Below are 23441 nucleotides of genomic sequence, written 5' to 3'. Positions count from 1 at the left end.
GAGCGCCTCCTAGACCCGGCCGAGCGCGAAGCCGCGCGCGATGTAATTGCGGACGAACCAGATCACGAGTGCGCCGGGGATGATGGTGAGCACGCCGGCCGCGGCAAGCAGGCCCCAGTCCATGCCGGCGGCCGATACCGTCCGCGTCATCACCGCCGAGATCGGCTTGGCGGCAACCGATGTCAGCGTGCGCGCGAGCAGCAGCTCGACCCAGGAGAACATGAAGCAGAAGAAGGCGGCGACGCCGATGCCGCTCGCGATCAGCGGCACCAGAATCTTGATGAAGAAGCGCGGGAACGAATAGCCGTCGAGGAAGGCAGTCTCGTCGATCTCGCGCGGCACGCCGGAGACGAAGCCTTCGAGGATCCACACCGCCAGCGGCACGTTGAAGATGCAGTGCGCGAGCGCGACCGCCCACGGCGTATCGAACAGGCCGATCGCCGAGTAGAGGTTGAAGAACGGCAGGGCGTAGACCGCCGCCGGCGCCATGCGGTTCGACAGCAGCCAGAAAAACAGATGCTTGTCGCCGAGGAAGCGGTAGCGCGAGAAGGCATAGGCTGCCGGCAACGCCACCGCGATCGAGATCACGGTGTTGATGACGACATATTCCAGCGAATTGATGTAGCCCGAATACCAGCTCTCATCGGTGAATATCCGCTTGTAGTGCTGCAACGTCGGCGCATGCGGCCACAGCGTCATCGTCGAGATGATCTCGGCGTTGGTCTTGAAGCTCATATTGACGAGCCAGTAGATCGGCAACAGCAGGAAGATCAGGAACAGCCCCATGATGAGGCGGCGGCCAGGGATCGAGTGCATCACGCCGCTCCTTCCTTGACCGGACGCTCGGAGCCGGCATTGGTCATCACGGTGTAGAACACCCAGCAGACGATCAGGATGATCAGGTTGTAGGCCAGCGACAGCGCGGCCGCCTTGCCGAGGTCGAACTGGCCGAGCGCGATCTTGACGAGCTCGATCGAGACGAAGGTCGTCGAATTTCCGGGACCGCCGCCGGTGACCACGAACGGCTCGGTGTAGATCATGAACGAGTCCATGAAACGCAACAGCACTGCAATCAGCAGCACGCGGTTCATCTTCGGCAACTGGATCGCCTTGAACACCGCCCAGCGCGACGCGCCGTCGATCTGCGCCGCCTGGTAGTAGGCGTCGGGGATTGACTTCAGGCCGGCGTAGCAGAGCAGCGCGACGAGGCTGGTCCAGTGCCAGACGTCCATCACGATGACCGTGACCCAGGCGTCGACATCATTGGCGACGTAGTTGTAGTTGAAGCCGAGATGATTCAGCACATAGCCGAGCAGGCCGATATCGGGCCGGCCGAAGATCTGCCAGATGGTGCCGACCACGTTCCACGGAATCAGCAGCGGCAATGCGAGGATGACGAGACAGGCCGCAACGCTCCAGCCCTCGCGCGGCATCGACAGCGCAACGACGATGCCGAGCGGCACCTCGATCGCGAGGATCACGGCGGAGAAGAACAGGTTGCGGCCGAGCGAGGCCAGGAAGCGGCCGCCGAGATCAGTCGAGGGATCGAGCAGCTCCTTGAACCAGCCGACGCCGTTCCAGAAGAACTGGTTGTTGCCGAACGTGTCCTGCATCGAATAGTTCACGACCGTCATCAGCGGCAGCACCGCCGAGAACGCGACCACCAGGAACACCGGCAGCACCAGGAACCAGGCTTTCTGGTTGATGGTCTTGTCCATCAGGCGACCCCTTCCACCAAATGGCTGTCGGCATAGACGTGGACGTAAGCGGGATTGAAGATCAGGCCGGCGGTATCGCCGGAGACCGAGAAGCCCGGCGGCACGCGCGCCGCAAGTTTGGTGTTGCCGACGCGAACGCGGGCGAACTGGATACGGCCGAGATCGTCGATCCGCTCGATGGTGGCCGACAGCAGCCCCGATGCGGGCGCCGCGACGTCGACGAATTCAGGCCGCACGCCGATCTCGATCTTCTTGCCGGCCGGCAGAACACCATAGTTTCGATGCAGGCCGATGACATGGCCGTCGATCCGCGCTTCGTGACCACTGACCTCGGCCGGCACGATGTTCATGCCGGGCGAGCCGATGAAATAGCCGACGAAGGTATGCGCCGGCTTGTCGAACAGTTCGGCCGGCGTGCCGCTCTGCACCACCCGGCCGTCATGCATGACGACGACGGTATCGGCAAAGGTCAGCGCCTCGGTCTGGTCGTGGGTGACGTAGATCATCGTGAGGTCGAGCTCGCGATGCAGCGCCTTCAGCTTGGAGCGCAGCTGCCACTTCAGCTCGGGATCGATCACCGTCAGCGGTTCGTCGAACAGCACGGCGGCGACGTCGGAGCGCACCAGGCCGCGGCCGAGCGAGATCTTCTGCTTGGCGTCGGCGGTGAGCCGCGTCGCCTTGCGGTTCAGATACGGCGTGAGGTCGAGCAGGTCGGCGATCTGCTTGACCCGCGCATTGACCTCGGCCTTGGCGATGCCGCGGTTCTTCAGCGGGAAGGCCAGATTCTCGCCCACCGTCATGGTGTCGTAGATCACAGGGAACTGAAACACCTGCGCGATGTTGCGCTTCTGCGTCGACAGCGGCGTGATGTCACGGCCGTCGAACAGGATCTGACCGCGCGACGGCGTCACGATGCCGGAAATCAAATTGAGCAGCGTGGTCTTGCCGCAGCCGGACGGCCCGAGCAGCGCATAAGCGCCGCCCTGCCGCCAGGTCATGGTGACCGGCTTCAGCGCAAAGGATTCCAGCGGCGCGTCATTGCCGTTGTAAGACTGCGCGAGATCGACGAGGTCAATGCGGGCCATGAAGCATCTCCCTCACTTCGAGAAATTTGTTGCGGGTGAAGCGACGAGGCGATCGGCCGCGTCGAACACAAAGATGTCGTCGGGATCGAGCGCGGCGTCGAGCACCTGCCCGGGTTCATATTCATGCACGCCGTGCAGCACTGCGACCCAGTTCGAGCCATGGACATGGACGTGCACGAAGCTCTCCGAGCCGGTGATCTCGGTCACCGTCACGGTGGCCGCGAATTTGTGGCGGCCGGCCGCGGCGCTCCCGACCTCGAGCTGGTGCGCGCGGAAGCCGATCCGGTAGGCGCCGTCGGGCAGCTTGGCGTAGAGGCCGGCTGCGGGCGCCTGCTCGCCGCCGGCATAGATCACCCGCTCACCCTTCTTCTCGATGCCGATGATGTTGAGCGGCGGATCGGAAAACACCTGCGCGACGCGCAGCGTGTCGGGATGGCGGTAGACCTTCGGCGTCGCGCCGATCTGCAGCGCCTGGCCTTCCCACATGCACACCGTGTCGCCGCCGAGCAGCAGCGCTTCCGACGGTTCGGTGGTGGCGTAGACGAAGATCGCGCCGGAGGCCTCGAAGATGCGCGGCAGCTCGGCGCGCAGTTCCTCGCGCAGCTTGTAGTCGAGGTTGGCGAGCGGCTCGTCGAGCAGCACGAGGTCGGCGCCCTTGACCAGCGCGCGCGCGATTGCGGTGCGCTGCTGCTGGCCGCCGGAGAGCTGCAACGGCGTGCGCTTGAGGTAAGGCTCGAGCCGCAGCAGGGCGGCCGCTTCCGCCACCCGCTTCTCGATCTCGGCCTTCGGCTTACCCTGCACCCGCAGCGGCGAGGCGATGTTCTCGTAGACCGTCAGCGAGGGATAATTGATGAACTGCTGATAGACCATCGCGACCGAGCGCTGCCGCACGTCGGCGCCGGTGACGTCCTTGCCGTCGACCTGCACCCGGCCGGTAGTCGGCTTGTCGAGGCCGGCAAGCAACCGCATGATCGAGGTCTTGCCCGACAGCGTCGGCCCGAGCAGCACGCTGAGCGTGCCACGCTCCAGCGTCAGCGAAACATCGCGGATGGTGGGAATGCCATCGACGGCTCGCGTGACATTCTGCAGTGTAACGCTCATGCCCGTCCTCCCGCTTCGCGGAGGGGACGTTCACCGGACGCACGGTTGGCGACCATCCACTCGTCGAGCGCGGCGATTTCACCCGCCGTCATCCGCAAGCCCAGCTTGGATCGTCGCCAGACGACATCTTCCGCAGTCCGCGCCCATTCGTTCGCCATCAGGTACCGGACTTCACTCTCCGTCAAGGTGGCGCCGAAGGACCGGCCGAGATCTTCAGCCGATGCTGCATTGCCCAAGACTTTTCTGGCGCGCGTGCCGTAGGCATGCGCGAGACGGTTGGCGTGGGGCTGCGTGAGGAATGGATGGTTGCGAACCAGCTCGGTGCTCAGCGCCGCGACCGCCGACACATCCATGTCGCCGCCGGGCAGCGGCGCCTTGCCGGTCCAGCCTTCCTGCGCTTTCGCGCCGCGAAGATAGGGCGACAGCCGTTCCAGCGCCTCTTCGGAGAGCCGGCGATAGGTCGTGATCTTGCCGCCATAAATCGACAGCAACGGCGCACCGCCGGGCGTATCGAGCTCGAACACATAATCGCGCGTCGCGGCCTTGGCCTCGCTCGCGCCGTCGTCATAGAGCGGACGCACACCGGAGTAATTCCAGACCACATCCTCAGGCTTCACCGGCTTCGCCAGATACTCGCTGGCGGAGGCGCAGAGATACTCGATCTCCTCCTGCGTCGCCTTCACCTTGGCCGGATCGCCGTCATAGTCGCGATCGGTGGTGCCGATCAGCGAAAATTCGTCCTGATAGGGAATCACGAAGATGATGCGGCCGTCGGCATTCTGGAAGATGTAGGCGCGGTCGTGGTCGTAGAGCTTCGGCACCACGATGTGCGAGCCCTGCACCAGGCGCACCTTGGCCCGCGCGTTGACGCCGACGCCGGTGGCCAGCACCTGCTCGACCCACGGACCGCCGGCATTGACCAGCACGCGCGCCTTGATCGTGTCGCGGGCTCCGGTAGCGCCATCCTCGACCGTGACGTGCCAGACGCCGTCGATCTGCCGGATCTCGACCGCGCGGGTGCGGGTGCGGATCTCGGCGCCGCGATCGGCAGCGTCGCGCGCAGTCAGCGCAACCAGCCGCGCGTCGTCGACGAAGCAGTCGGAATACTCGAAGCCCTTGGTGTAGCGACCCGGGATCAGCGGCTTGCCGACCACGTCGCGCGTCAGATCGAGCGAGCGCGTCGCCGGCAGCAGATGCCGGCCGCCGATGTGATCGTAGAGGAAGAGACCGAGCCGCAGCAGCCAGGCCGGGCGCAGGCCCGCGTGGTGCGGCAAAACGAAACGCAGCGGGCGAATGATGTGGGGCGCGATCTGCCAGAGGATCTCGCGCTCGATCAGCGCCTCGCGCACCAAACGAAATTCGTAATATTCGAGATAGCGCAGACCGCCATGCACGAGCTTGGTCGACCAGGACGACGTCCCGCTGGCCAAGTCATTCATTTCACAAAGGAAAACAGAGTTACCCCGGCCCGCCGCATCGCGCGCGATGCCGCAGCCATTAACGCCGCCTCCAATGATGGCGAGGTCGTAAATTCGATCCAAAGAACGCTTCCCCCGGCAACCATCTTCGCTTTGACGGTTTTACTTTCGGATTGGAGTAGATCACAACCAAAAACGAAAGCAAAGTGAAAATGGGGAACTTTTATTGGGGATTTTTTGGGCGAGATGACCGTCGCGGGGGCACTCCCTAGCCGTCACCCCCGCGCAACGGCTTCGCCGTTGTCGCTGGAGGTGCGAGCGGAGCGAGCCTCGAAGGGTGCACGGCCCGGCCGATGACCGCCGATCCTTCGAGACGCGCGCAAGGGCGCGCTCCTCCAGCGACAAAGGCGAAGCCTTTGCGCGGGGATGACGGTGAGAGAGCTGCGCGCGCGGATTTGCGGAATCGCCGAGCGATAACAGCGAAGCGATACGGAATCACGCGCTGCGCAGCGTCGCCGGTGCCGCGTCTGCGCCGTTGTCGTCGATATCGACGGCCGGCTTGTCCATCGCCACGACGACCTCGATGCCGCGGCTGTGGCAGATATTGGCGAGGCCCGCCGGCAAGGGCGAATCGGTGACGAAGGTCTGGATCTGGCTCATATGGGCGATGCGCACCGGCGCGCTGCGGCGGAGCTTGGTCGCATCCGACACCAGCATCACGTTGCGCGCATTGGCGATGATCGCCTGCGCCACCTGCACCTCGCGATAGTCGAAATCGAGCAGCGCGCCCTCCTCGTCGATCGCGGATGCGCCGATGATGGCGTAGTCGACCTTGAACTGGCCGATCAGCTGCGTCGCGGTCGAGCCGACCACGGCCCCGTCGGCGCGGCGCACCGTGCCGCCGGCCACCACCACCTCGATGCGCGGATGACGGTACAGCAGCATCGCGACGTTGAGGTTGTTGGTGATGACGAGCAGATCCTCGTGCGAGGTCAGCGCGCTCGCGACCTCTTCCGTCGTGGTGCCGATGTTGATGAACAGCGAGCAGCCGTTCGGAATCCGGGCGGCTGCGGCGGCGCCGATCGCCTTCTTCTCCTCGGCAGCGACGAAGCGGCGCGCCTCATAGGCGAGGTTCTCGACACCCGAGGCGATGATCGCGCCACCATGGATGCGGGTCAGCGACCGCTCGTCGCAGAGATCGTTGAGGTCCTTGCGGATGGTTTGCGCCGACACCTCGAATCGCTTGGCGAGGTCTTCGACCATGACCCGGCCAAAAGCACGCGCGATGTTGAGGATTTCAGTCTGGCGGTGGGAGAGTCCGGCCACGGCGGCCCCCTTGAAACGGCAATCGGTCGGAGCACGATCAGTTCGGAAAACCGGTTTTCACTTTTCCGGATCATGCTTCTGACCCATGGTGCGACCGTTCGGCACCGAGGTCAACGAGCAAGCATCGATGGGGTTAAGAACGGCGTTGCAGCAATGTCGGGCCGGCAACGTTCCGGCACAAATGCCTCAGCAAGCCATTCCCTACCAGGTCGTTTCCTGCCAAGTCATGGCGGATGCGACCAGGCGGATCAATTCCGGATCGTCGAACGCCCGGGAGCTCGCGACTGCGCCGGCCGCGATCAGATCGGCGTGGCTGAGCCCGGTTCGCATCCCGACCGTCGCAATACCCGCAGCCGTCGCGGACTGAATGCCCGAGCGCGAGTCCTCGAACGCCAGCGAAGCCTGCGCCGATGCGCCCGCGAGGCGCAATCCCTCGAGATAGGGCAAGGGATGCGGCTTGCCGTGCGCCAGTTCATCGCCGATCACGAGAGCCTTGAAACGGTGCGCGATGCCGAGCCCCGAGAGCAGCAGTTCGGCGTTCGCGCGCGGCGCGTTGGTCACCGCGACCATCGGCACGCCGGCGGCGTCGGCGCGGTCGAGCAACGCCAGCAATCCCGGCACCGGCACGATCTGGCCAGCGACCAATTCGCGGAAGATCCGCTCCTTCTCGCCAAGGACGACGGCGCGGCGTTCAGTCGGCTCGTGTGCGAGGAATCGCTCGCCGATCGATGCATTGGAGAAGCCCTGCAGCTCCCTGCCGAAGCGCGCGTGATCGAAGGTGTGTCCATGAGGGCCGAGCACCCGGTTGAACGCGGCCAGATGCAGCGGATCGGTATCGGCGAGCGTGCCGTCGATATCGAACAGCAGCGCCTTGTTTTGTGTCTGCGACATCCGAGAAACGCGTCCGTGAGTTCGGATGCATCAATACAGACTATTGCGGTGCACGCCAACGGCGCGCCGCAGCTCACTCGCCGTTCAAGAGGCGACCTGCAAAACTTGCCCAGTGGCAAGGCGTCGCGCCGCGCGCTCGGCCTCGCGTGCGTTGCGGAAGATCTGGCCTTCAAGCGCGTGGAAGCGGTGCGAGGCTGCAAAAAACTCGTAACCTTCGGCATCGCGCACCACGATACCCGCGGTCTGTGAACTCACTTCGATGACGTAGCAGTCTGACATTATCGGCCTCGATTTGATTCCGCGCCGACAACGGGATCGCTGCCTGTTTGTTCCTCGGTTTATTTGCGAAGCAAAGCGCCTTTTCTGCAACCAGGCAGCGCTCCGGTCTCAGTTTCGACGCGTTTCCTCTTGAGCCGAATCAGCAGCGCTTTCGCGCCTGGCATCAGGTCGAAATCGTCGCGCCGTCGCGCTGGATCGGTTGCGGATGGCCCTGCTCGTCGATCGAGACGTAGGTGAAATTGCCATCGGTCACGAGGATCGACTGCTGCTCGCGGCGGCGCAGCACCCAGGCTTCGAGATGCACCGTGATCGAGGTGCGGCCGACGCGCACGAGGTTGGCGTGCACCGAGACGAGATCGCCGACATAGACGGCCTTGCGGAAATTCATGGCCTCGATCGCGACCGTCACGGTGCGGGACTTCGCAACCTTGCCCGCGAACACGCCGCCGCCGAGATCCATCTGGCTGAGCAGCCAGCCGCCGAAGATATCGCCATTGGCGTTGGTGTCGGCCGGCATCGCCAGCGTGCGGATGCAGAGATCGCCCTGCGGCTCGTTGCCGGTGATCGACGGCGCGTGAACGTGGGTTTGAGTGTCGGGCGCTTGCGCGTCGGTCACTTGCGAGTCGGTCACTTGAAAGCCTCCCAGCCTGCGTCGGGTACGAAACGGTCGCCGAACTTCTGCGCCAGCGCGCGGAGCGCAGATACGACACTGTCGACGCCGCGGCTGCGCGCGTAGTTGAGCGGACCGCCGCGGAACGGCGCATAGCCGGTGCCGAAGATCATCGCGCCGTCGACCATGTCGGCGTCGTCGACGATACCCTCGCGCAGAGCGGCAACGCAGACATTCGAGATCGGCAGCACCAGGCGATCGATCATTTCGTCGCTGACGCGCGGACCGGTTTCCGGCAGCGGCGCCTTCTCCGCCCTGCCGTCCTTCCAGGTGTAGAAGCCCTTGCCGGTCTTGCGGCCGAGCTCGCCCTTGGCGACCTTCTCGCGCAGCCATGCCGGCGTCGGCGGCAGAGTGTCGCCGAACTTCGAGCGCAGCATGTCGCCGACATCGAGGCAGATATCGAGGCCGACCTGGTCGGCAAGCTCGATCGGGCCCATCGGCATGCCGAACTCGACAGCGGCCGCGTCGATCAGGCGCTGGTCGGTCTTCTCGTCCAGCATCATCATCGCTTCCAGCATGTAGGGCGTCAGCGCACGGTTGACGAGGAAGCCCGGCGAGCTCTTCACCGGCAGCGGCAGGCGATCGATGGCGCCGACAAAGGCGAGCGCCTCCTTGAGCATGCCGGCATCGGTGCCGTCATGGCTGACGACCTCGACCAGTTGCAGCCGCGACACCGGATTGAAGAAATGCAGGCCGAGCAGCCGCTCCGGCCGTGCCAGCGTGGTGCGCAGATCCTGCAGCGGAATGCTCGACGTGTTGGTGGCGAGGATCGCGTCCGGCCTCATCTTCGGCTCGAGCGAGGCATAGACCTTCTGCTTCAGCTCGAGCTTTTCCGGCACGGCCTCGATGATGACGTCAGCATTGCGGACGCCCTCGCCGTCCATGTCGGGGATCAGCCGGTCGAGCGCATCGCGCTGGTCGATCTTCTTGCGCATGATCTTGCCGAACAGCTCCGACGCCCGCTTCGTCGCGCCCGCAATCGGCTCGGCCTTCATGTCGGCCAGGGTCACCCGCATATCCTGGTTGGCGCACCAGGCCGCGATATCGCCGCCCATCGCACCGGCGCCGATCACATGGACGTGCGCAACCTTGTTGCCGCTGCCGGCCGCCTTCTTCATCTGCTCGCGCAGGAAGAACACGCGGATCAGGTTCTGCGCAGTCGGCGTCACCATCAGATTGGCGAACGAGGCTTTCTCCGCATTCAGCATCGCCGAGCGGTTGCCGGCGTGCTTCTCCCAGAGATCGATCAGCGCATAGGGCGCCGGATAATGCTTGCGCGGCGCCGCCTTCTCTGCCTCGCGGCGCATCCGCGAGGCGAGGAAGCCACGCACTGGCCCGAGATTGAGAAGCTTGTTCAGCGGCCCCGGCTTGGCGCGCTTCAGCCGGCCGAACACCGCGTCCTTCACCGCGTTGCGGACATGGCGCTCCTGCGTGACGGCATCGACCAGGCCGAGCGACTTGGCGCGGCGCGCGTCGATGGTCTTCCCCGTCAACATCAAGGTCATCGCCTGCATCGGATTGACCAGCTCGGTGAAGCGCACGGTGCCGCCGAGGCCGGGATGCAGGCCGAGCATCACCTCGGGGAAGCCGAACCTGGCATCGTCGATCGCGATCCGCATCTGGCAGGCCAGCGCAACCTCGAGGCCGCCGCCGAGACAGAAGCCGTGGATGACAGCGACCGACGGCACGCGTAGCGCCTCCAGCCGATCGATCACCGCATGGGCGCGACCGATCTCCGTCTCGACCGCTCGGGGATCGCTGGCGCCGCGAAACGCGTTGACGTCGGCGCCGGCGATGAAACCGCTTTTCTTGGCCGAACGCACCACGAGGCCGGTCGGCCGCTGGTTCTCCAGCGCCGTGACAACCGCATCGAGCTCTTCGAGCAGATCGGCCGACAGCGTGTTGGCGCTGGCGCCGGCGCGATCGAACAGCAGCCAGGCGATGCCGTCCTCGTCGCGGGTCAGCTTGAAATTCCGGTACGGGTCGTCCGCGGCCGGCTTCGGCCCGAGCTCGAGCACGCGGTCGGCGAGAAGGTCCATGATCCGTGAATCCATGATCACACCATCTCAATCAACATCGCGCCGCCCTGCCCGCCACCGATGCATTCGGTGGCGACGCCGCGCCTGGTGCCGAGCCGCTTCATCGCATTGACCAGATGCAGCACGATGCGGTTGCCGCTGGTGCCGACGGGATGGCCGAGGCTGATCGCGCCGCCGTCGACATTCAACTTGGCGCGGTCGATCGCGCCCGCCGCACCGTCGATCCCAAGAATCTCGCGGCAGAATTTCTCGTCATTCCAGGCGGCGAGGCAGCCCAGCACCTGGGTGGCAAAGGCCTCGTTCAGCTCCCAGGTCTCGACGTCCTGCAAGGTCATGCTGTTGCGCTTCAGCATCGCGCTCGCCGACAACACCGGACCGAGACCCATGATCGAGGGATCGAGTGCCGACCACTGGCTATCGAGGATAACAGCCTTCGGCGTCAGCCTGTGCTTTGCCACCGCCGTTTCGGACGCCAGGATCACCCAGGACGCGCCGTCCGTGATCTGTGAGGAATTGCCGGCGGTGACCTGACCCCACGGGCGCTCGAACACCGGCTTAAGCTTTGCAAGCGTCTCGGGCGTCGAGTCCGGCCGAACGCCGTCGTCATGGTCGTAGAACTGGCCGTCGCGGGCGAACGCGGTCTCGACCTCGCCCTTGAGGAAACCTTGCTTCTGCGCGTTCGCCAGCCGCTGATGGCTCTCGGCGGCGTAAGCGTCGGATTGCGCGCGCGTGATGCCGAAGAGATGGCCGACCTTCTCGGCGGTCTGCCCCATGTTGAGCTCGGTGATCGGGTCGGTGAGACCACGCTCGAGGCCGATGATCGGCTTGAAATAGCTCGGCCTCACCTTCAGTGCCGCCGCGATCTTCGCACCCAGCCCCTTGGCGCCGGCAAAGCCGGCAAACCAGCGCACGCCGGAATTGGGCCAGACCAGCGGCGCGTGGCTCAAGGCTTCGGCGCCGCCGGCAAGGATCAGGTCGGAGATGCCCTCGCGGATATAGCGGTAGCCGGTATCGATCGACTGCATGCCGGAGCCGCAATTGATCTGCACCGTGAAGGCGACCATCTGCTCGCCCATGCCGAGCCTGAGTGCTGCGACCCGGGCCGGATTCATCTCGTCGGCAATGACATTGACGCAGCCGAGGATAACCTGATCGAAGGCGGTGGGTGCGAAAGGCTGCCGCGCCAGCAGCGGCCGGCCGCATTGCACGGCGAGATCCACCGGGGTGAACGGGCCGGGACCGGAGCGCGCCTTCAGGAAGGGCGTCCGGCTGCCGTCGACGATAAAGACTGGTCGCGCCATCAGCTCGCCGCCCTCTGCTCACCAAGCTCCTGGAAGAACTGATGCACGTCGGCGGTTTTCTTGTAAATCGGGGACAGCACCTCCGGCGCAAAATCATCAACCTCGATGACCTTGGCAACGGCCTCATGGGCGGCCGCGAGCTTCTCGCCGTCAGCCTCGGTGATGACGCCTTTCTTCACCGCTTCCTTCCAGTCGTGCAGCCGCGCCGCGCGCAGCTGCTTGGCCGCGTCCTCGGCCTCGGTGACGAGGCGGAAGGCCTTTTCCAGCCGTGCGACGCCACCGTCGTCCTCGACAAAGGCGAGGTCCGGCGTCAGGCGCTCGCGCGCTGCCGACGGCGACAGCACAAGCTGCGCGCATTGCTGCACGACGCGGTCCGACGGGCCGGTGACGCGCGCGCCGAACGGCTGGATCAGGAATTTCAGCATCCACGCCACCGGACGGCTCGGCAGGTTGGCGAGGATCTCCGCAAAGCGGTTCTCGATGGTCTTGAAGCCCGATGCCATGCACCATTCGAGCGCAGGAAGGTCCTCCTTCTGCCGGCCCTCGTCCTGCCAGCGTTTCAGCGCAGCCGAGAGCAGATACAGCTCGGAGAGGATGTCGCCGAAGCGCGCGGACAGCATTTCCTTGCGCTTCAATGCGCCGCCGAGGGTGAGCAGCGCCATGTCGGCGCAGAGCGCGAACGCCGACGAATAGCGCGAGAGCTGGCGATAGAATTCCGTTGCGTCGCCGGCATCTGGCGCCGGCGCAAACAAACCGCCGGTCCAGCTGCGGCCCCAGGCGCGGAACATGGTCGCAAAGCTGTGACCGACATGGTTCCAGAACGCACTGTCGAAGGCGGTGAGGCCCTTGTCGCGGTCGGTCTCGCTGAGCGCGTTCATCTCCTGCAACAGATAGGGATGCGCGCGGATCGCACCCTGACCGAACACGATCAGATTGCGGGTCAGGATGTTGGCGCCCTCGACAGTGATGCCGACCGGCACCGAGCGGTAGAGCCCGCCGAGATAGTTCTGCGGCCCGTCGATCACGGCCTTGCCACCGTGTATGTCCATCGCGTCGTCGATCGCGATCCGCATCCGCTCGGTGGCGTGCAGCTTCATGATCCCCGAGATGACGGCGGGATGATGCCCCTCGTTCAGCGCGGCGCAAGTCAGCCGTCGCGCGGCGTCGAGCAGATAGGCGGTGCCGGCGATGCGCGCGAGCGGCTCCTCGATGCCCTCGAACTTGGAGATGGAAATGCCGAACTGCTCGCGGATGCGGGCATAGGCGCCGGTGGTGCGCGCAGCATAGGCAGCACCCGCGGCCGACAGCGACGGCAGCGAGATGCCGCGGCCGGCAGCAAGCGCCGTCATCAGCATCTTCCAGCCCTGGCCCAGACGCTCCTGGCCGCCGATGATGTAATCGAGCGGGATGAAGACGTCCTTGCCCCAGTTCGGACCGTTCTGGAACACCTGCATCGCCGGCAGATGGCGGTGGCCGATCGAGACACCGGGCAGATGGGTCGGGATCAGCGCGACAGTGATGCCGAGCTCTTCCTCGTTGCCGACGAGGTGATCCGGATCATAGGCCTTGAAGGCAAGGCCGAGCAGCGTCGCGACCGGCCCCAGCGTGATGTAGCGCTTGTGCCAGTTGAGCTTCAGCCCAAGCACCTCGCGGCCTTCGAAATTACCCTTGCAGATGATGCCGGTGTCGATCATCGAGGCGGCGTCCGAGCCGGCCTCCGGGCTGGTCAGCCCGAAGCAGGGAATGTCCTGGCCCGCGGCCAAGCGCGGCAGCCATCTGTCCTGCTGCTCCTTGGTGCCGAAGCGCATCAGGAGTTCGCCCGGCCCGAGCGAGTTCGGCACCATCACGGTGACGGCCGCGGTCAGCGAGCGCGAGGAAATCTTGCGCACCACTTCGGAATGCGCATAAGGCGAGAAGCCGAGGCCGCCGAATTCCTTGGGGATGATCATGCCGAAGAATTTCTTGGCCTTAATGAAGGTCCAGACCTCGGGCGGCAGATCGCGCCATTCCCAGTTGATCTTCCACTCGTCGAGCATCGCGCAGAGCTCATCGACCGGGCCGTGCAGGAAGGCGTTCTCCTCGTCGGTCAGTTTGGCCGGCGCGAACGCCAGCAATTTCGACCAGTCGGGATTGCCGGTGAAGAGATCGGCGTCCCACCAGACGTCGCCGGCTTCCAGCGCCTCGCGCTCGGTATCCGACATGGTCGGCAGCACACCACGCGCCCAGGAGAAGATCGGCTTGGACAGGTAATCGCGGCGGAAGCTCATGGTGGGGTCCTCATGAAACGGCAGCGCGGATGGGTGATGATCCTATCGGAAAGTGCCGTTCACCGGTGAACACTTCGCTGTTCAAATAAAGCGAAATTGACGCGGCCCAGCCGCCGTTTGTTAACGGCAGGCCGCGCGTTCAGTTCCGAAAGCTGAGGTACGACAATCAGGTAGCCGGGGGATGGCGAAAGCGCCATCCCCGCGCAAGCCGCGCTAGGCCGGCCCGGCTCCCTGGGTCGCGGTATAGACTGCGTAGAGCGACTGGCTTGCGGCCATGAACAGCCGATTGCGCTTGGGTCCGCCGAAGGTGATGTTGCCGCAGACCTCGGGCAGCCGGATGCGGCCAAGCAGCTTGCCTTCCGGCGACCACACCGTGACGCCGTTGTAGCCGACCGCACGGCCGGCATTGCTCGAGCACCAGACATTGCCGTTGACGTCGCAACGGATGCCGTCCGGCCCGCACTTCACGCCGTCGATCGTGAAGTCGCTGAACCGCTTGCCGTTGGAGAGCTTGTTGTCGGCGCCGACATCGAACACGAACACGTCGCCCTTGCCGCCCGGGCCGCTATCGCCCGGTCCCTTGCCGGTCGAGACCACGTAGAGCTTCTTGTAATCAGGCGAGAAGCAGATGCCGTTCGGATCCGGCACCTGGTCCTCGCTGACCACGAGATCGACGCGGCCGGAGGGATCGATGCGATAGCAATTGGTCGGCAGCTCGCGCTTGGCCGGCGCGAAGCCCGCCGGCTGGCCGATCCGGGGATTGAGCTTGCCGGCGGAATTGCCGGGGCCGCCCGCCGCATCCGGCTCGCCCTCATAGAGCTGGCCGCCATAGGGCGGATCGGTGAACCAGTAGCTGCCGTCGGGATGCGCGACGATATCGTTCGGCGAATTCAGCCGCTTGCCTTGATAAGAATCCGCCAACACGGTCGCGGTGCCGTCATTCTCGTACCGCGTGACCCGGCGGGTGAGATGTTCGCAGGAGAGCTGCCGGCCCTGGAAGTCGAATGAATTGCCGTTCGAATAGTTCGACGGCATCCGGAAGACGCTGACATGGCCGTCATCCTCCGACCAGCGCATCTGCCGGTTGTTTGGGATGTCGCTCCACAGAAGATAGCGGCCCTGCGAGCTCCAGGCCGGGCCTTCCGCCCAAAGCAGCCCGGTATGGAGGCGCTTGATCGAAGTGTTGGGCTGGGCCAGGTCGTTGAAGGACGGATCGACCGCGATGATGTCGGGGTCCCAGAAATAGGTGGTCGGCGCCCCGCGCGGACTGAAGTCGCGCGGCGGGCTGGTGATGGTCGTCGGTGGCCCGACCGGCGCCGGCGCATTCTGGGCCAGCGCACTGCCGATGCCTGTCACACCGGCTGCCGCGGAAACCGCGAGCCCCTGGACAAGCGTTCGTCGGGAAACGTTCGGGTCGCGCCGCGGTTCATTTTGATCGCTCCGCTCGTGGCGTGTCATCGCATCCTCCCACTACTGTTGGCCGGCCGTTGATCCGGCCTGGCTCATGGAAGGTTAGACTGCTCGCGCCGAGGTTGCGAGTGACGGTTTTTCATCGCAGCGCGCGGAAATTTCACATTGTTGTGGTGTGGGATCGTCACTGCGGAGCGACGTTCCTTACCTCGCCCCGCCTGCGGGGAGAGGTCGAAATTCAAGCGCAGCTTGAATTTCGGGTGAGGGGGTACAGGTCTCACGACGATCACAGCTCGCGGAGACAGCCCCTCACCCCTGCCCTCTCCCCGTAAAGAACGGGGAGAGGGAGAAGACACAGCGACACTCAATCCGGCCGGATCATCTCGAACATGTTTTCCGGCTTGATCTCGAAATAGTCGCCACGGCGGCCGGCGCGGACGATCGGGTGTGCAAGACCGGTCTGATAGACGCCGTCCTTGATGAAGGCCTTGTCGATGTGCACGGCGACGACCTCGCCGAGCGTCAACCAGGCCTCGGCCTTCTCGCCGTCGGCACCCTGGAGCTGAACGATCTGGCTCACCTTGCATTCGAACGACACCGGGCTTTCGGCGACGCGCGGCACGTTGACGAGCTTGCTGGCGACCGGCGTCAGCCCGGCGACCTTGAACTCGTCGACGTCGCGGGCGACATGCGCCGCGGTTGCGTTCATGTGCTTGGCCAGATCCATCGTCGTCAGATTCCAGACGAACTCGCCGGTGTCCTGGATGTTGGCGACGCTGTCCTTCCAGTTGGTGGAGGAGAAGCCGATGATCGGCGGCACGTAGCAGAAGGCGTTGAAGAAGCTGTAGGGCGCGAGGTTGACGTTGCCGCCCTTGTCACGCGAGGAGATCCAGCCGATCGGCCGCGGCGCCACGATGGCATTGAACGGATCGTGCTTCAGGCCGTGGCCGTTCTTCGGCTCGTAGAAGTGCAGGTCTTTTACGGTCACGGCGGGGCTCTTTCCTATTATCAGTCGCTCGTCATTCCGGGGCGCGCGCAGCGCGAGCCCGGAATCCATAACCACGATCGTGAGTATGGATTCCGGGCCTGCGCCTGCGGCGCATCCCGGAATGACGAATGAGAAAATTGACGCAAGAGTCAACTGACGAAAACGTCAGTGCCGGCGCTCAATGGGCGCGGGCGCGCGGCGACAGGCCGGTGATAACGAAATCGATCATCTGGTCGATGGTGGGGCCCGGCTTGGTGGCGCATTGGGCGATCATCTGCGGATGGAAGAACCGCATCATCGCCGTGCAGGCGCAAAGTGCGGCGACCTCCAGGTCCTCGACCTCGAATTCGCCCAAGGCCACGCCCTGCGCGATCACCTCGCCAATGATGTTGCCGATCAGCTCCATATGGGCGACGCAGACTTCCCAGTCCTCCTGCATCGCGATCTCGACCATCTCGTGCAGCTTGGAATCGCCGACATAGCGCTCGGTGTTCATGCGATTGATGGTGGTCATCATCTGGCGCAAGCGCGTCGCGGCCGGCCCTTCCGACCGCGCGATGCGCTGCGCCTCGATCTCGACCTCTCCCATCAGGCCGCGCGCCACGCCTTCGTGGATCGACTTCTTCGAATCGAAGAAGCGATACACGTTGGCGGGGCTCATCCGCAGCTCTTTGGCGATGTCGGCGACCGTGGTCTTCTGGTAGCCGATCTGCCGGAACAAGCGCTCCGCCACCACGAGAATCCGTTCGCGGGTGTCGGTTTCGCTATGTTCCGAGATCAGTGTCATGTTGGTCTGCTCAATCTTCAATTATTCGGCCGCCTCAGCAAGCGGAAATGCGAGTTCTCCCTTACCCGCATGCTGCAGCGCAGTATCGGTTTGCTCGGGGCCGCTCTCCTCGAGGGTCTTGCGGAACCAGAGGGCGTAAAGGCCCGGCAGATACAGCAAGGTCAGGAAAGTCGCAACAAACAAACCACCCATGATGGTGATCGCCATCGGGCCCCAGAACGCCGAGCGCGACAGCGGGATCATGGCGAGGATCGCGGCGAGCGCGGTCAGCACCACCGGACGGGCGCGCCGGACGGTGGCCTCGACGATCGCCTCGCGCCGGGTCAGCCCTGACGCCACGTCGCTCTCGATCTGGTCAACCAGGATCACCGCGTTGCGCATGATCATGCCGGCGAGCGCGATCAGGCCGAGCAGCGCCACGAAGCCGAACGGCTGGTTGGCGATATTCAACCCCAGCGAGGCACCGACGATGCCGAGCGGCGCGGTCAGGAACACCAGCGTCAGGCGCGAGAAGCTCTGCAGCTGGATCATCAGCAGCGTCAGCATCACCATCACCATCACGGGGAAGAGGATGAAGATCGACGCATTGCCCTTGGCGGATTCCTCGAACGCCCCGCCCGGCTCGATCCGGTAGGCCGGCTCGAGATGGGCCTGGATATCCCTGAGCTTCGGCGAGATCTGGCTGGTGACGTCGGGCGCCTGCACGCCGTCGACGACATCCGAGCGCACGGTGATCGCCATGTCGCGGTTGCGCCGCCACAGGATCGGCTCCTCATGCGCATATTCGATCTTGGCAATCTGCTGCAGCGGCACGGCGACGCCGTTGCGGGTGGTGATGGTGAGATCGCCGACGCGGCCGAGATCGAGCCGCTCGGACGGCACCGCGCGGGCGACCACGCCGACCTTCTCGATGCCGTCGCGGATCGTGGTCACCGGCGCGCCCGAGATCAGCATCGCCAGCGCCTGCGAGACGTCCTGCGGGGTCAGGCCGAGCGCGCGCGCCCGATCCTGATCGACGGCGAGCTTCAGATAGGGCGACTGCTCATTCCAGTCGAGCTGGACGTCCTTGACGTTCTTGTTCTGGCGCATGACGTCGCGAACCTGATAGGCGATGTCGCGCACCTTGTTGGCATCCGGCCCGATCACGCGGAACTGGACCGGGAAGCCGACCGGCGGACCGAAATTGAAGCGGTCGACCCGGACCCGCGCCTCGTTCAGCGCGCCGTCGGCGGCGGCCTGCTCGATCTTCGCCTTGACGCGCTCGCGCGCCTCGACGTTCTTGGCGAGGATCACGATCTCGGCGAACGCCTCATTCGGCAGTTGCGGGTTGAGGCCGAGCCAGAAGCGCGGCGAGCCCTGGCCGACATAGGCGGTGTAGGTCTGGATGTCCTGGTCGTCCTTCAGCAGCCCTTCGGCCTTCTTCACCGTCTTCTCGGTGACGTTGAACGCGGTGCCCTCGGGCAGGCGGAGCTGCAGGAACAGCTCGGGCCGCTCCGACAGCGGGAAGAACTGCTGCTGGACATGGCCGAAGCCGATGATCGCGGCGACGAACACGCCGACGGTCGCCACCACCACCTTGATACGGTGATCGACGCACCACTGCACGACGCTGCGCAGGCCGCGATACATCCGCGTCTCGTAGATCGCGTGCGGATCGTGGTTCTGGTGCACCTTGATGTTGGGCAGCAGCTTGACGCCGATATAGGGCGTGAAGATCACCGCGACGAACCAGGAGGCGACCAGCGCGATCGCCACGATCCAGAAGATGCCGCCGGCATATTCGCCGACCGCCGAATTGGCAAAGCCGATGGGGAGGAAGCCAGCGGCCGTGACCAGCGTCCCCGTGAGCATCGGAAACGCAGTAGATTCCCAGGCAAAGGACGCCGCCTTCATGCGGTCCCAGCCCTGTTCCATCTTCACCACCATCATCTCGACCGCGATGATGGCGTCGTCGACCAGAAGGCCGAGTGCGATGATCAGCGCGCCGAGCGTGATGCGGTGCAGGTCGAGCGACATCGCGTTCATCACGATGAAGACGATGCCGAGCACCAGCGGCACCGACAGCGCGACCACGATGCCGGTGCGCCAGCCGAGTGCGACAAAGGAGACGAACAGCACGATCGCGAGCGCCTCGACGAAGGAGTGCACGAACTCGCCGACGGCATGCTCGACCACCTTGGGCTGGTCGGCGATCTGCTGGATGTCGACGCCCTGCGGCACCGCCTTCAGGAACTCGGCGGTCGCCTGCTGGACCTCCTTGCCGAGCTCGAGGATGTTGGCGCCCTTGGCGGTGACGACGCCGATGCCGAGCGCCTGCTTGCCTTCCTGACGCACCACGAAGCTCGGCGGATCGACATAACCGTGGCTGACGGTTGCGATATCGCCGAGCCGGAACACACGGCCATTGCTCTCGACCGGCGTCTCGGAAACCGCCTTGACGCCGTCAAGCGCGCCGGTGACGCGCAGCGGCACGCGCTGCGAGGAGGTCTCGACGGTGCCGGCCGGCGTGACGTTGTTCTGCTTGGCGAGCGAGTCGAACAGCGCCTGCGGCGTGATGCCGAGCGTCGCCAGCTTGGCATGCGAGAACTCGACGAAGATGCGCTCGTCCTGGGTGCCGTACAGGTCGATCTTGGTGACTCCAGGCACTTTCAGGAGACGTTGGCGGAAGCCTTCCGCGACCTTCTTGAGCTGCGCGTAGTTGGCGCCGTCGCCGGTCATCATATAGAGGATCGAATCGACGTCGGAGAATTCGTCGTTGACCACGGGACCGAGGATGCCGGAAGGCAGCTCGCCCTGCACGTCGACCAGCTTCTTGCGCAGGAGATAGAAGAGATAGGGCACGTCCTTCGGCGAGGTCGAATCCTTGAAGGAGACCTGCATCGCCGTGAAGCCCGGCTTGGAATAGGTCTGCACCTTGTCGAAGAACGGCAGCTCCTGCAGCCGCTTCTCGATCGGATCGGCGACCTGCATCTGCATTTCCTGCGAGGTCGCGCCCGGCCACATCACCGAGACGTTCACCACCTTGACGGTGAAGAACGGGTCCTCTGCGCGACCGAGCTTCTCATAGGAGAAGTAGCCGGCGACGCCGAGGATGATCATCAGGAACAGCACCAGCGTCGGATGGCTGACCGCCCAGGCCGAAAGGTTGAAGCGCTTCATCGAACTCTCCAGGTCCAAATCGTCTCGACTTCAATCGTCATTGCGAGCGAAGCGAAGCAATCCATTCCTCAACGTGTGGCGACGTGGATTGCTTCGTCGCTTCATCGCAAAATTGCTTTGCAATTTTGTCGCGGGCTTCCCGCAATGACGCGGGGTTAGAACGACAGCGACGACACGACCCGCACCTTCTGGCTCGGATCGAGTTTCTGCACACCGAGGGCGACCACCTTGGCGCCATCGTCGACACCGCCGGAGATCACGACGTTGTTGCTCTCATAGGCCTTCACCTTGACCGGCTTCAGCGCGATGTCGCCCTTGTCGTCGACGATGTAGAGCGAGGGATCGCCGCCCTGGCTGTACAGCGCCGACAGCGGCAGCTTCGCCACCCGCTCGCTCGCCTTGTCGGCCAAGGTCAGCGTCGCGGTCATGCCGAGCGAGACGGCTTCGTCGGCGTCCGGCAGCGAGAATTTTGCGAGATAGGTGCGGGTGGCGGGATCGGCCTGCGGCGCGACCTCGCGCAGCCTGGCGGCGTAGGACTTCTTGGCATCCGACCACAGCGTCACCGTGGCAACGCCCGACCTGGCACGAGCGAGAAGCGTCTCGGGGATCGCGACGACGGCTTCCTTCTCACCAAGTCGGGCGACACGGATCGAGGCCTGGCCCGCGGCAACCACCTGGCCCGGCTCGATCATGGTCGCTGTGACGACACCCCGGGTGTCGGCCACCAGCGTTGCGTAAGAGAGGGAGTTCTTGGTCAGCTCGACCGAGCGCTCGGCGCGGTTCAGCCGCGCGCGCGCCTCGTCGCCGGCGGCCTTGGCGGAATCGAGCGCCGCATCGGTGGTCCAGCCCTTGACCTTCAGATCCTTGGCGCGCTGCTCGGCGGCCGCGGCCTGCGCCAGCACGCCGGTGGCAGCGCGAAATTCCGCCTCCGCCTGCTCGGCCTGCAGCTTCAGGTCGACCTCGTCGAGGGTGGCCAAGGGCTGGTCGACGTCGACTGTCTGTCCGACTTCGACCAGCCGCTTGGCCACCTTGCCGGCAACCCGGAAGCCCATATCGGCTTCGATACGGGGCTTGATGGTGCCGACAAAGCTGCGCTCGGGGGTTTCGGCTTCGTAATGGACGGTCGCCACCAGCACGGGGCGTCCCGGATCGGCGGTTTCGGCCGCCTTTTCGTTGCAGCCGGTCAATGCGAACACCGCAAAAGCTAACGATGCTCCCGTCAAGAGCCTGTAATAGCTCGAGAAAATGGAACGGCCGAACATCTGAAATCTCCATCGGGCTGACGATTGATGAAGAGTATCGATTTATCACTGATGAATGTCAATATTCATCAGTAGTAACCAATTCGTGAGATCGGCCTCGATCGGCACGGAATCAGCAAGGATTTGAGGGGGTGTAGCCCGGATGGAGCGGAGCGAAATCCGGGACGTCACCAATGCGGCGCGGTCCCGGATTACGCGGAGCCTGTCACCGGGCGCACATTCGCGCGACCGGTTGGCTCCATCCGGGCTACGACGACCCGGCGGACATATAGCTTGTGAGGCGCGAGTTACTTCGCTTCCACGAACTCGGTCTTGGTCTCGTGGCTGCCGAGGAACACCAGGAGCCCGCCGATCAGCGGCAGCAATGACAGCACCAATAGACCGGTCGAGGTGCTGCCGGTCGCCTCCTTGACCCAGCCGATCAGATAGGGTCCGCCGAAGCCTGCGAGGTTGCCGATCGAGTTGATCAACGCGATTGCGCCGGCGGCGGCAGTGCCGGACAGCCAGGCGGTCGGCAGCGTCCAGAACACCGCAAACGTGCAGAAGATTCCGATCGCGGCGACCGTCAGCACGACCATCGTCATGATCGGATCGGTGATGTAGCTGGAGACGGCGAGCGCCAGCGCCGTCAGCAGCAGCGGCGCGCCGACATGAAACACGCGCTCGCGCGCGGCATCCGAACGGCGTGCCCACAGGATCATCGCGACGGTGCCGAATGCATAGGGGATCGCGGTGACGAAGCCGGTCTGCGCGTTGGTCAGGCCGAACGCCTTGACGATCTGCGGCAGCCAGAACTGCATGCCGTAGAGCGCGGCGACGAAGCCGAAATAGATCGCGCTGAGCGCCAGCACCTTCGGCGAGGACAGGGCCTCGAACAGCGTGAAGTGCTTGGCCGCCTGCTTCGCCGCGACCTCGGCATCGAGCTTCGACTTCAGCCATGCCTTCTGCTCGGCCGAGAGCCAGTCGGCCTTCTCCGGCCGGTCGGTCAGATAAAACCAGGTGACGATGCCGAGCAGCACCGAGGGCACGCCCTCGATGATGAACAGCCACTGCCAGCCCTTCAGACCCATGACGCCGTCGAGCCCGAGCAGAAGGCCCGAGATCGGCGCGCCGATCGCCGTCGAGACCGGGACGGCGATCGCGAAGGCGGCGAGGAAGCGCGCGCGATATTCGGCCGGATACCAGTAGGTGAGATAGAGAATGATGCCGGGGAAGAAGCCGGCCTCGGCGACGCCGAGGAAAAAGCGCAGCGCATAGAAGCTGTGATCGTCATAGACCGCCGCCATCAGAGCCGAGAGGATGCCCCAGCTCACCATGATGCGGGCGATCCACTTGCTGGCGCCGAACTTCTCGAGCGCCAGATTGCTCGGTACCTCGAAGATGAAATAGCCGATGAAGAAGATGCCGGCGCCGAACGAGAACACAAGCGGTGAGAACTTCAGCTCCGCGTTCATGGTGAGCGCGGCGAAGCTGAGATTGACGCGATCGAGATAGGAGAAGAAGTAGGCCAGGATCAGGAACGGGATCAGCCGCCAGGAGATCGCGCGGATCGTGGACGTCTCGACCTCGCTGCGGGCGCCGCCATCAGGCGCAAGGGTTGCGGTCCGGCTCATCAGTTTCCCCCCAAAGCTGTGGCTTGCCCTGAGGATTATTGGCTGGCCCGGCATTGGGCAATGGCAAAAACTCGTAGCGCACAGCGCAATCGGGAACCCGGGCTTCCGCCCCGCCGGCCATCACCGA

The 23441-nt window shown here is 64.6% G+C and carries 18 protein-coding genes; all 18 read right to left on the bottom strand.

Features of this window, described 5'->3' with window-relative positions; all coding sequences use genetic code 11:
- Positions 1-9: 9 nt before the first annotated feature.
- Positions 10-816 (bottom strand): carbohydrate ABC transporter permease, encoded by an 807-nt coding sequence (locus H8A95_RS04460; RefSeq protein WP_229182091.1) that lies wholly within the window; start codon positions 814-816, stop codon positions 10-12.
- Positions 816-1718 carry a carbohydrate ABC transporter permease gene (locus tag H8A95_RS04455; RefSeq protein ID WP_163159483.1) on the bottom strand — a complete coding sequence of 301 codons (903 nt, stop codon included), beginning with the start codon at positions 1716-1718 and terminating at the stop codon, positions 816-818. Before H8A95_RS04455 ends, H8A95_RS04460 begins: the two co-directional genes overlap by 1 nt.
- Complete coding sequence (locus H8A95_RS04450; protein ID WP_229182090.1) at positions 1718-2803, bottom strand: ABC transporter ATP-binding protein; 1086 nt, start codon at positions 2801-2803, stop codon at positions 1718-1720. Before H8A95_RS04450 ends, H8A95_RS04455 begins: the two co-directional genes overlap by 1 nt.
- 12 nt (positions 2804-2815) lie before the next feature.
- Entirely contained in the window at positions 2816-3904 is a 1089-nt protein-coding gene (locus tag H8A95_RS04445) for an ABC transporter ATP-binding protein (RefSeq protein ID WP_229182089.1), read from the bottom strand.
- A complete protein-coding gene (gene glpD, locus H8A95_RS04440; protein ID WP_229182088.1) occupies positions 3901-5445 on the bottom strand; it encodes a glycerol-3-phosphate dehydrogenase in 1545 nt (514 codons plus the stop codon). Before glpD ends, H8A95_RS04445 begins: the two co-directional genes overlap by 4 nt.
- A gap of 372 nt (positions 5446-5817) precedes the next feature.
- Complete coding sequence (locus H8A95_RS04435; RefSeq protein WP_163161530.1) at positions 5818-6648, bottom strand: DeoR/GlpR family DNA-binding transcription regulator; 831 nt, start codon at positions 6646-6648, stop codon at positions 5818-5820.
- Positions 6649-6849: 201 nt separating this feature from the next.
- Entirely contained in the window at positions 6850-7539 is a 690-nt protein-coding gene (locus H8A95_RS04430) for an HAD family hydrolase (protein ID WP_229182087.1), read from the bottom strand.
- Between the two features lie 84 nt (positions 7540-7623).
- Positions 7624-7818, bottom strand: coding sequence for a hypothetical protein (locus H8A95_RS04425; protein ID WP_229182086.1), 195 nt, complete (start codon positions 7816-7818; stop codon positions 7624-7626).
- Between the two features lie 163 nt (positions 7819-7981).
- A complete protein-coding gene (locus tag H8A95_RS04420) occupies positions 7982-8449 on the bottom strand; it encodes an acyl-CoA thioesterase (RefSeq protein ID WP_420839329.1) in 468 nt (155 codons plus the stop codon).
- On the bottom strand, positions 8446-10542 hold the full coding sequence (locus tag H8A95_RS04415) for a 3-hydroxyacyl-CoA dehydrogenase NAD-binding domain-containing protein (protein WP_229182085.1): 2097 nt from the start codon (positions 10540-10542) through the stop codon (positions 8446-8448). Before H8A95_RS04415 ends, H8A95_RS04420 begins: the two co-directional genes overlap by 4 nt.
- 2 nt (positions 10543-10544) lie before the next feature.
- Complete coding sequence (locus H8A95_RS04410; protein WP_229182084.1) at positions 10545-11828, bottom strand: acetyl-CoA C-acetyltransferase; 1284 nt, start codon at positions 11826-11828, stop codon at positions 10545-10547.
- Entirely contained in the window at positions 11828-14095 is a 2268-nt protein-coding gene (locus tag H8A95_RS04405; RefSeq protein WP_229182083.1) for an acyl-CoA dehydrogenase, read from the bottom strand. The genes H8A95_RS04410 and H8A95_RS04405 overlap by 1 nt, the downstream gene beginning before the upstream one ends.
- Positions 14096-14308: 213 nt before the next feature.
- A complete protein-coding gene (locus H8A95_RS04400) occupies positions 14309-15553 on the bottom strand; it encodes an SMP-30/gluconolactonase/LRE family protein (RefSeq protein WP_229182082.1) in 1245 nt (414 codons plus the stop codon).
- A gap of 316 nt (positions 15554-15869) precedes the next feature.
- The gene (locus H8A95_RS04395) at positions 15870-16493 is read right to left on the bottom strand and encodes a flavin reductase family protein (RefSeq protein ID WP_229182081.1); all 624 of its coding nucleotides are present in this window, start codon (positions 16491-16493) and stop codon (positions 15870-15872) included.
- 178 nt (positions 16494-16671) lie between these two features.
- The gene (locus H8A95_RS04390; protein ID WP_229182080.1) at positions 16672-17280 is read right to left on the bottom strand and encodes a TetR/AcrR family transcriptional regulator; all 609 of its coding nucleotides are present in this window, start codon (positions 17278-17280) and stop codon (positions 16672-16674) included.
- Between the two features lie 21 nt (positions 17281-17301).
- Entirely contained in the window at positions 17302-20439 is a 3138-nt protein-coding gene (locus tag H8A95_RS04385) for an efflux RND transporter permease subunit (RefSeq protein WP_229182079.1), read from the bottom strand.
- Between the two features lie 155 nt (positions 20440-20594).
- A complete protein-coding gene (locus H8A95_RS04380; protein ID WP_229182078.1) occupies positions 20595-21701 on the bottom strand; it encodes an efflux RND transporter periplasmic adaptor subunit in 1107 nt (368 codons plus the stop codon).
- A gap of 287 nt (positions 21702-21988) precedes the next feature.
- A complete protein-coding gene (locus tag H8A95_RS04375) occupies positions 21989-23314 on the bottom strand; it encodes an MFS transporter (protein WP_229182077.1) in 1326 nt (441 codons plus the stop codon).
- Between the last annotated feature and the right edge of the window lie 127 nt (positions 23315-23441).

This window comes from Bradyrhizobium oropedii, from assembly GCF_020889685.1.
Taxonomy (GTDB): Bacteria; Pseudomonadota; Alphaproteobacteria; order Rhizobiales; family Xanthobacteraceae; genus Bradyrhizobium; species Bradyrhizobium oropedii.
Note: the sequence above shows the minus strand (reverse complement) of the source record. Positions and strands in the feature narration are given on the sequence as shown.

Excerpts from the sequence above, each read along its gene's own strand:
- H8A95_RS04400 (WP_229182082.1), bottom strand. The coding sequence starts at position 15,553 with ATGACACGCCACGAGCGGAGCGATCAAAATGAACCGCGGCGCGACCCG.
- H8A95_RS04430 (WP_229182087.1), bottom strand. The coding sequence starts at position 7,539 with ATGTCGCAGACACAAAACAAGGCGCTGCTGTTCGATATCGACGGCACG.
- H8A95_RS04445 (WP_229182089.1), bottom strand. The coding sequence starts at position 3,904 with ATGAGCGTTACACTGCAGAATGTCACGCGAGCCGTCGATGGCATTCCC.
- H8A95_RS04455 (WP_163159483.1), bottom strand. The coding sequence starts at position 1,718 with ATGGACAAGACCATCAACCAGAAAGCCTGGTTCCTGGTGCTGCCGGTG.
- H8A95_RS04415 (WP_229182085.1), bottom strand. The coding sequence starts at position 10,542 with ATGGATTCACGGATCATGGACCTTCTCGCCGACCGCGTGCTCGAGCTC.
- H8A95_RS04380 (WP_229182078.1), bottom strand. The coding sequence starts at position 21,701 with ATGTTCGGCCGTTCCATTTTCTCGAGCTATTACAGGCTCTTGACGGGA.
- H8A95_RS04405 (WP_229182083.1), bottom strand. The coding sequence starts at position 14,095 with ATGAGCTTCCGCCGCGATTACCTGTCCAAGCCGATCTTCTCCTGGGCG.
- H8A95_RS04425 (WP_229182086.1), bottom strand. The coding sequence starts at position 7,818 with ATGTCAGACTGCTACGTCATCGAAGTGAGTTCACAGACCGCGGGTATC.
- H8A95_RS04385 (WP_229182079.1), bottom strand. The coding sequence starts at position 20,439 with ATGAAGCGCTTCAACCTTTCGGCCTGGGCGGTCAGCCATCCGACGCTG.
- H8A95_RS04375 (WP_229182077.1), bottom strand. The coding sequence starts at position 23,314 with ATGAGCCGGACCGCAACCCTTGCGCCTGATGGCGGCGCCCGCAGCGAG.
- H8A95_RS04390 (WP_229182080.1), bottom strand. The coding sequence starts at position 17,280 with ATGACACTGATCTCGGAACATAGCGAAACCGACACCCGCGAACGGATT.
- H8A95_RS04410 (WP_229182084.1), bottom strand. The coding sequence starts at position 11,828 with ATGGCGCGACCAGTCTTTATCGTCGACGGCAGCCGGACGCCCTTCCTG.
- H8A95_RS04460 (WP_229182091.1), bottom strand. The coding sequence starts at position 816 with ATGCACTCGATCCCTGGCCGCCGCCTCATCATGGGGCTGTTCCTGATC.
- H8A95_RS04450 (WP_229182090.1), bottom strand. The coding sequence starts at position 2,803 with ATGGCCCGCATTGACCTCGTCGATCTCGCGCAGTCTTACAACGGCAAT.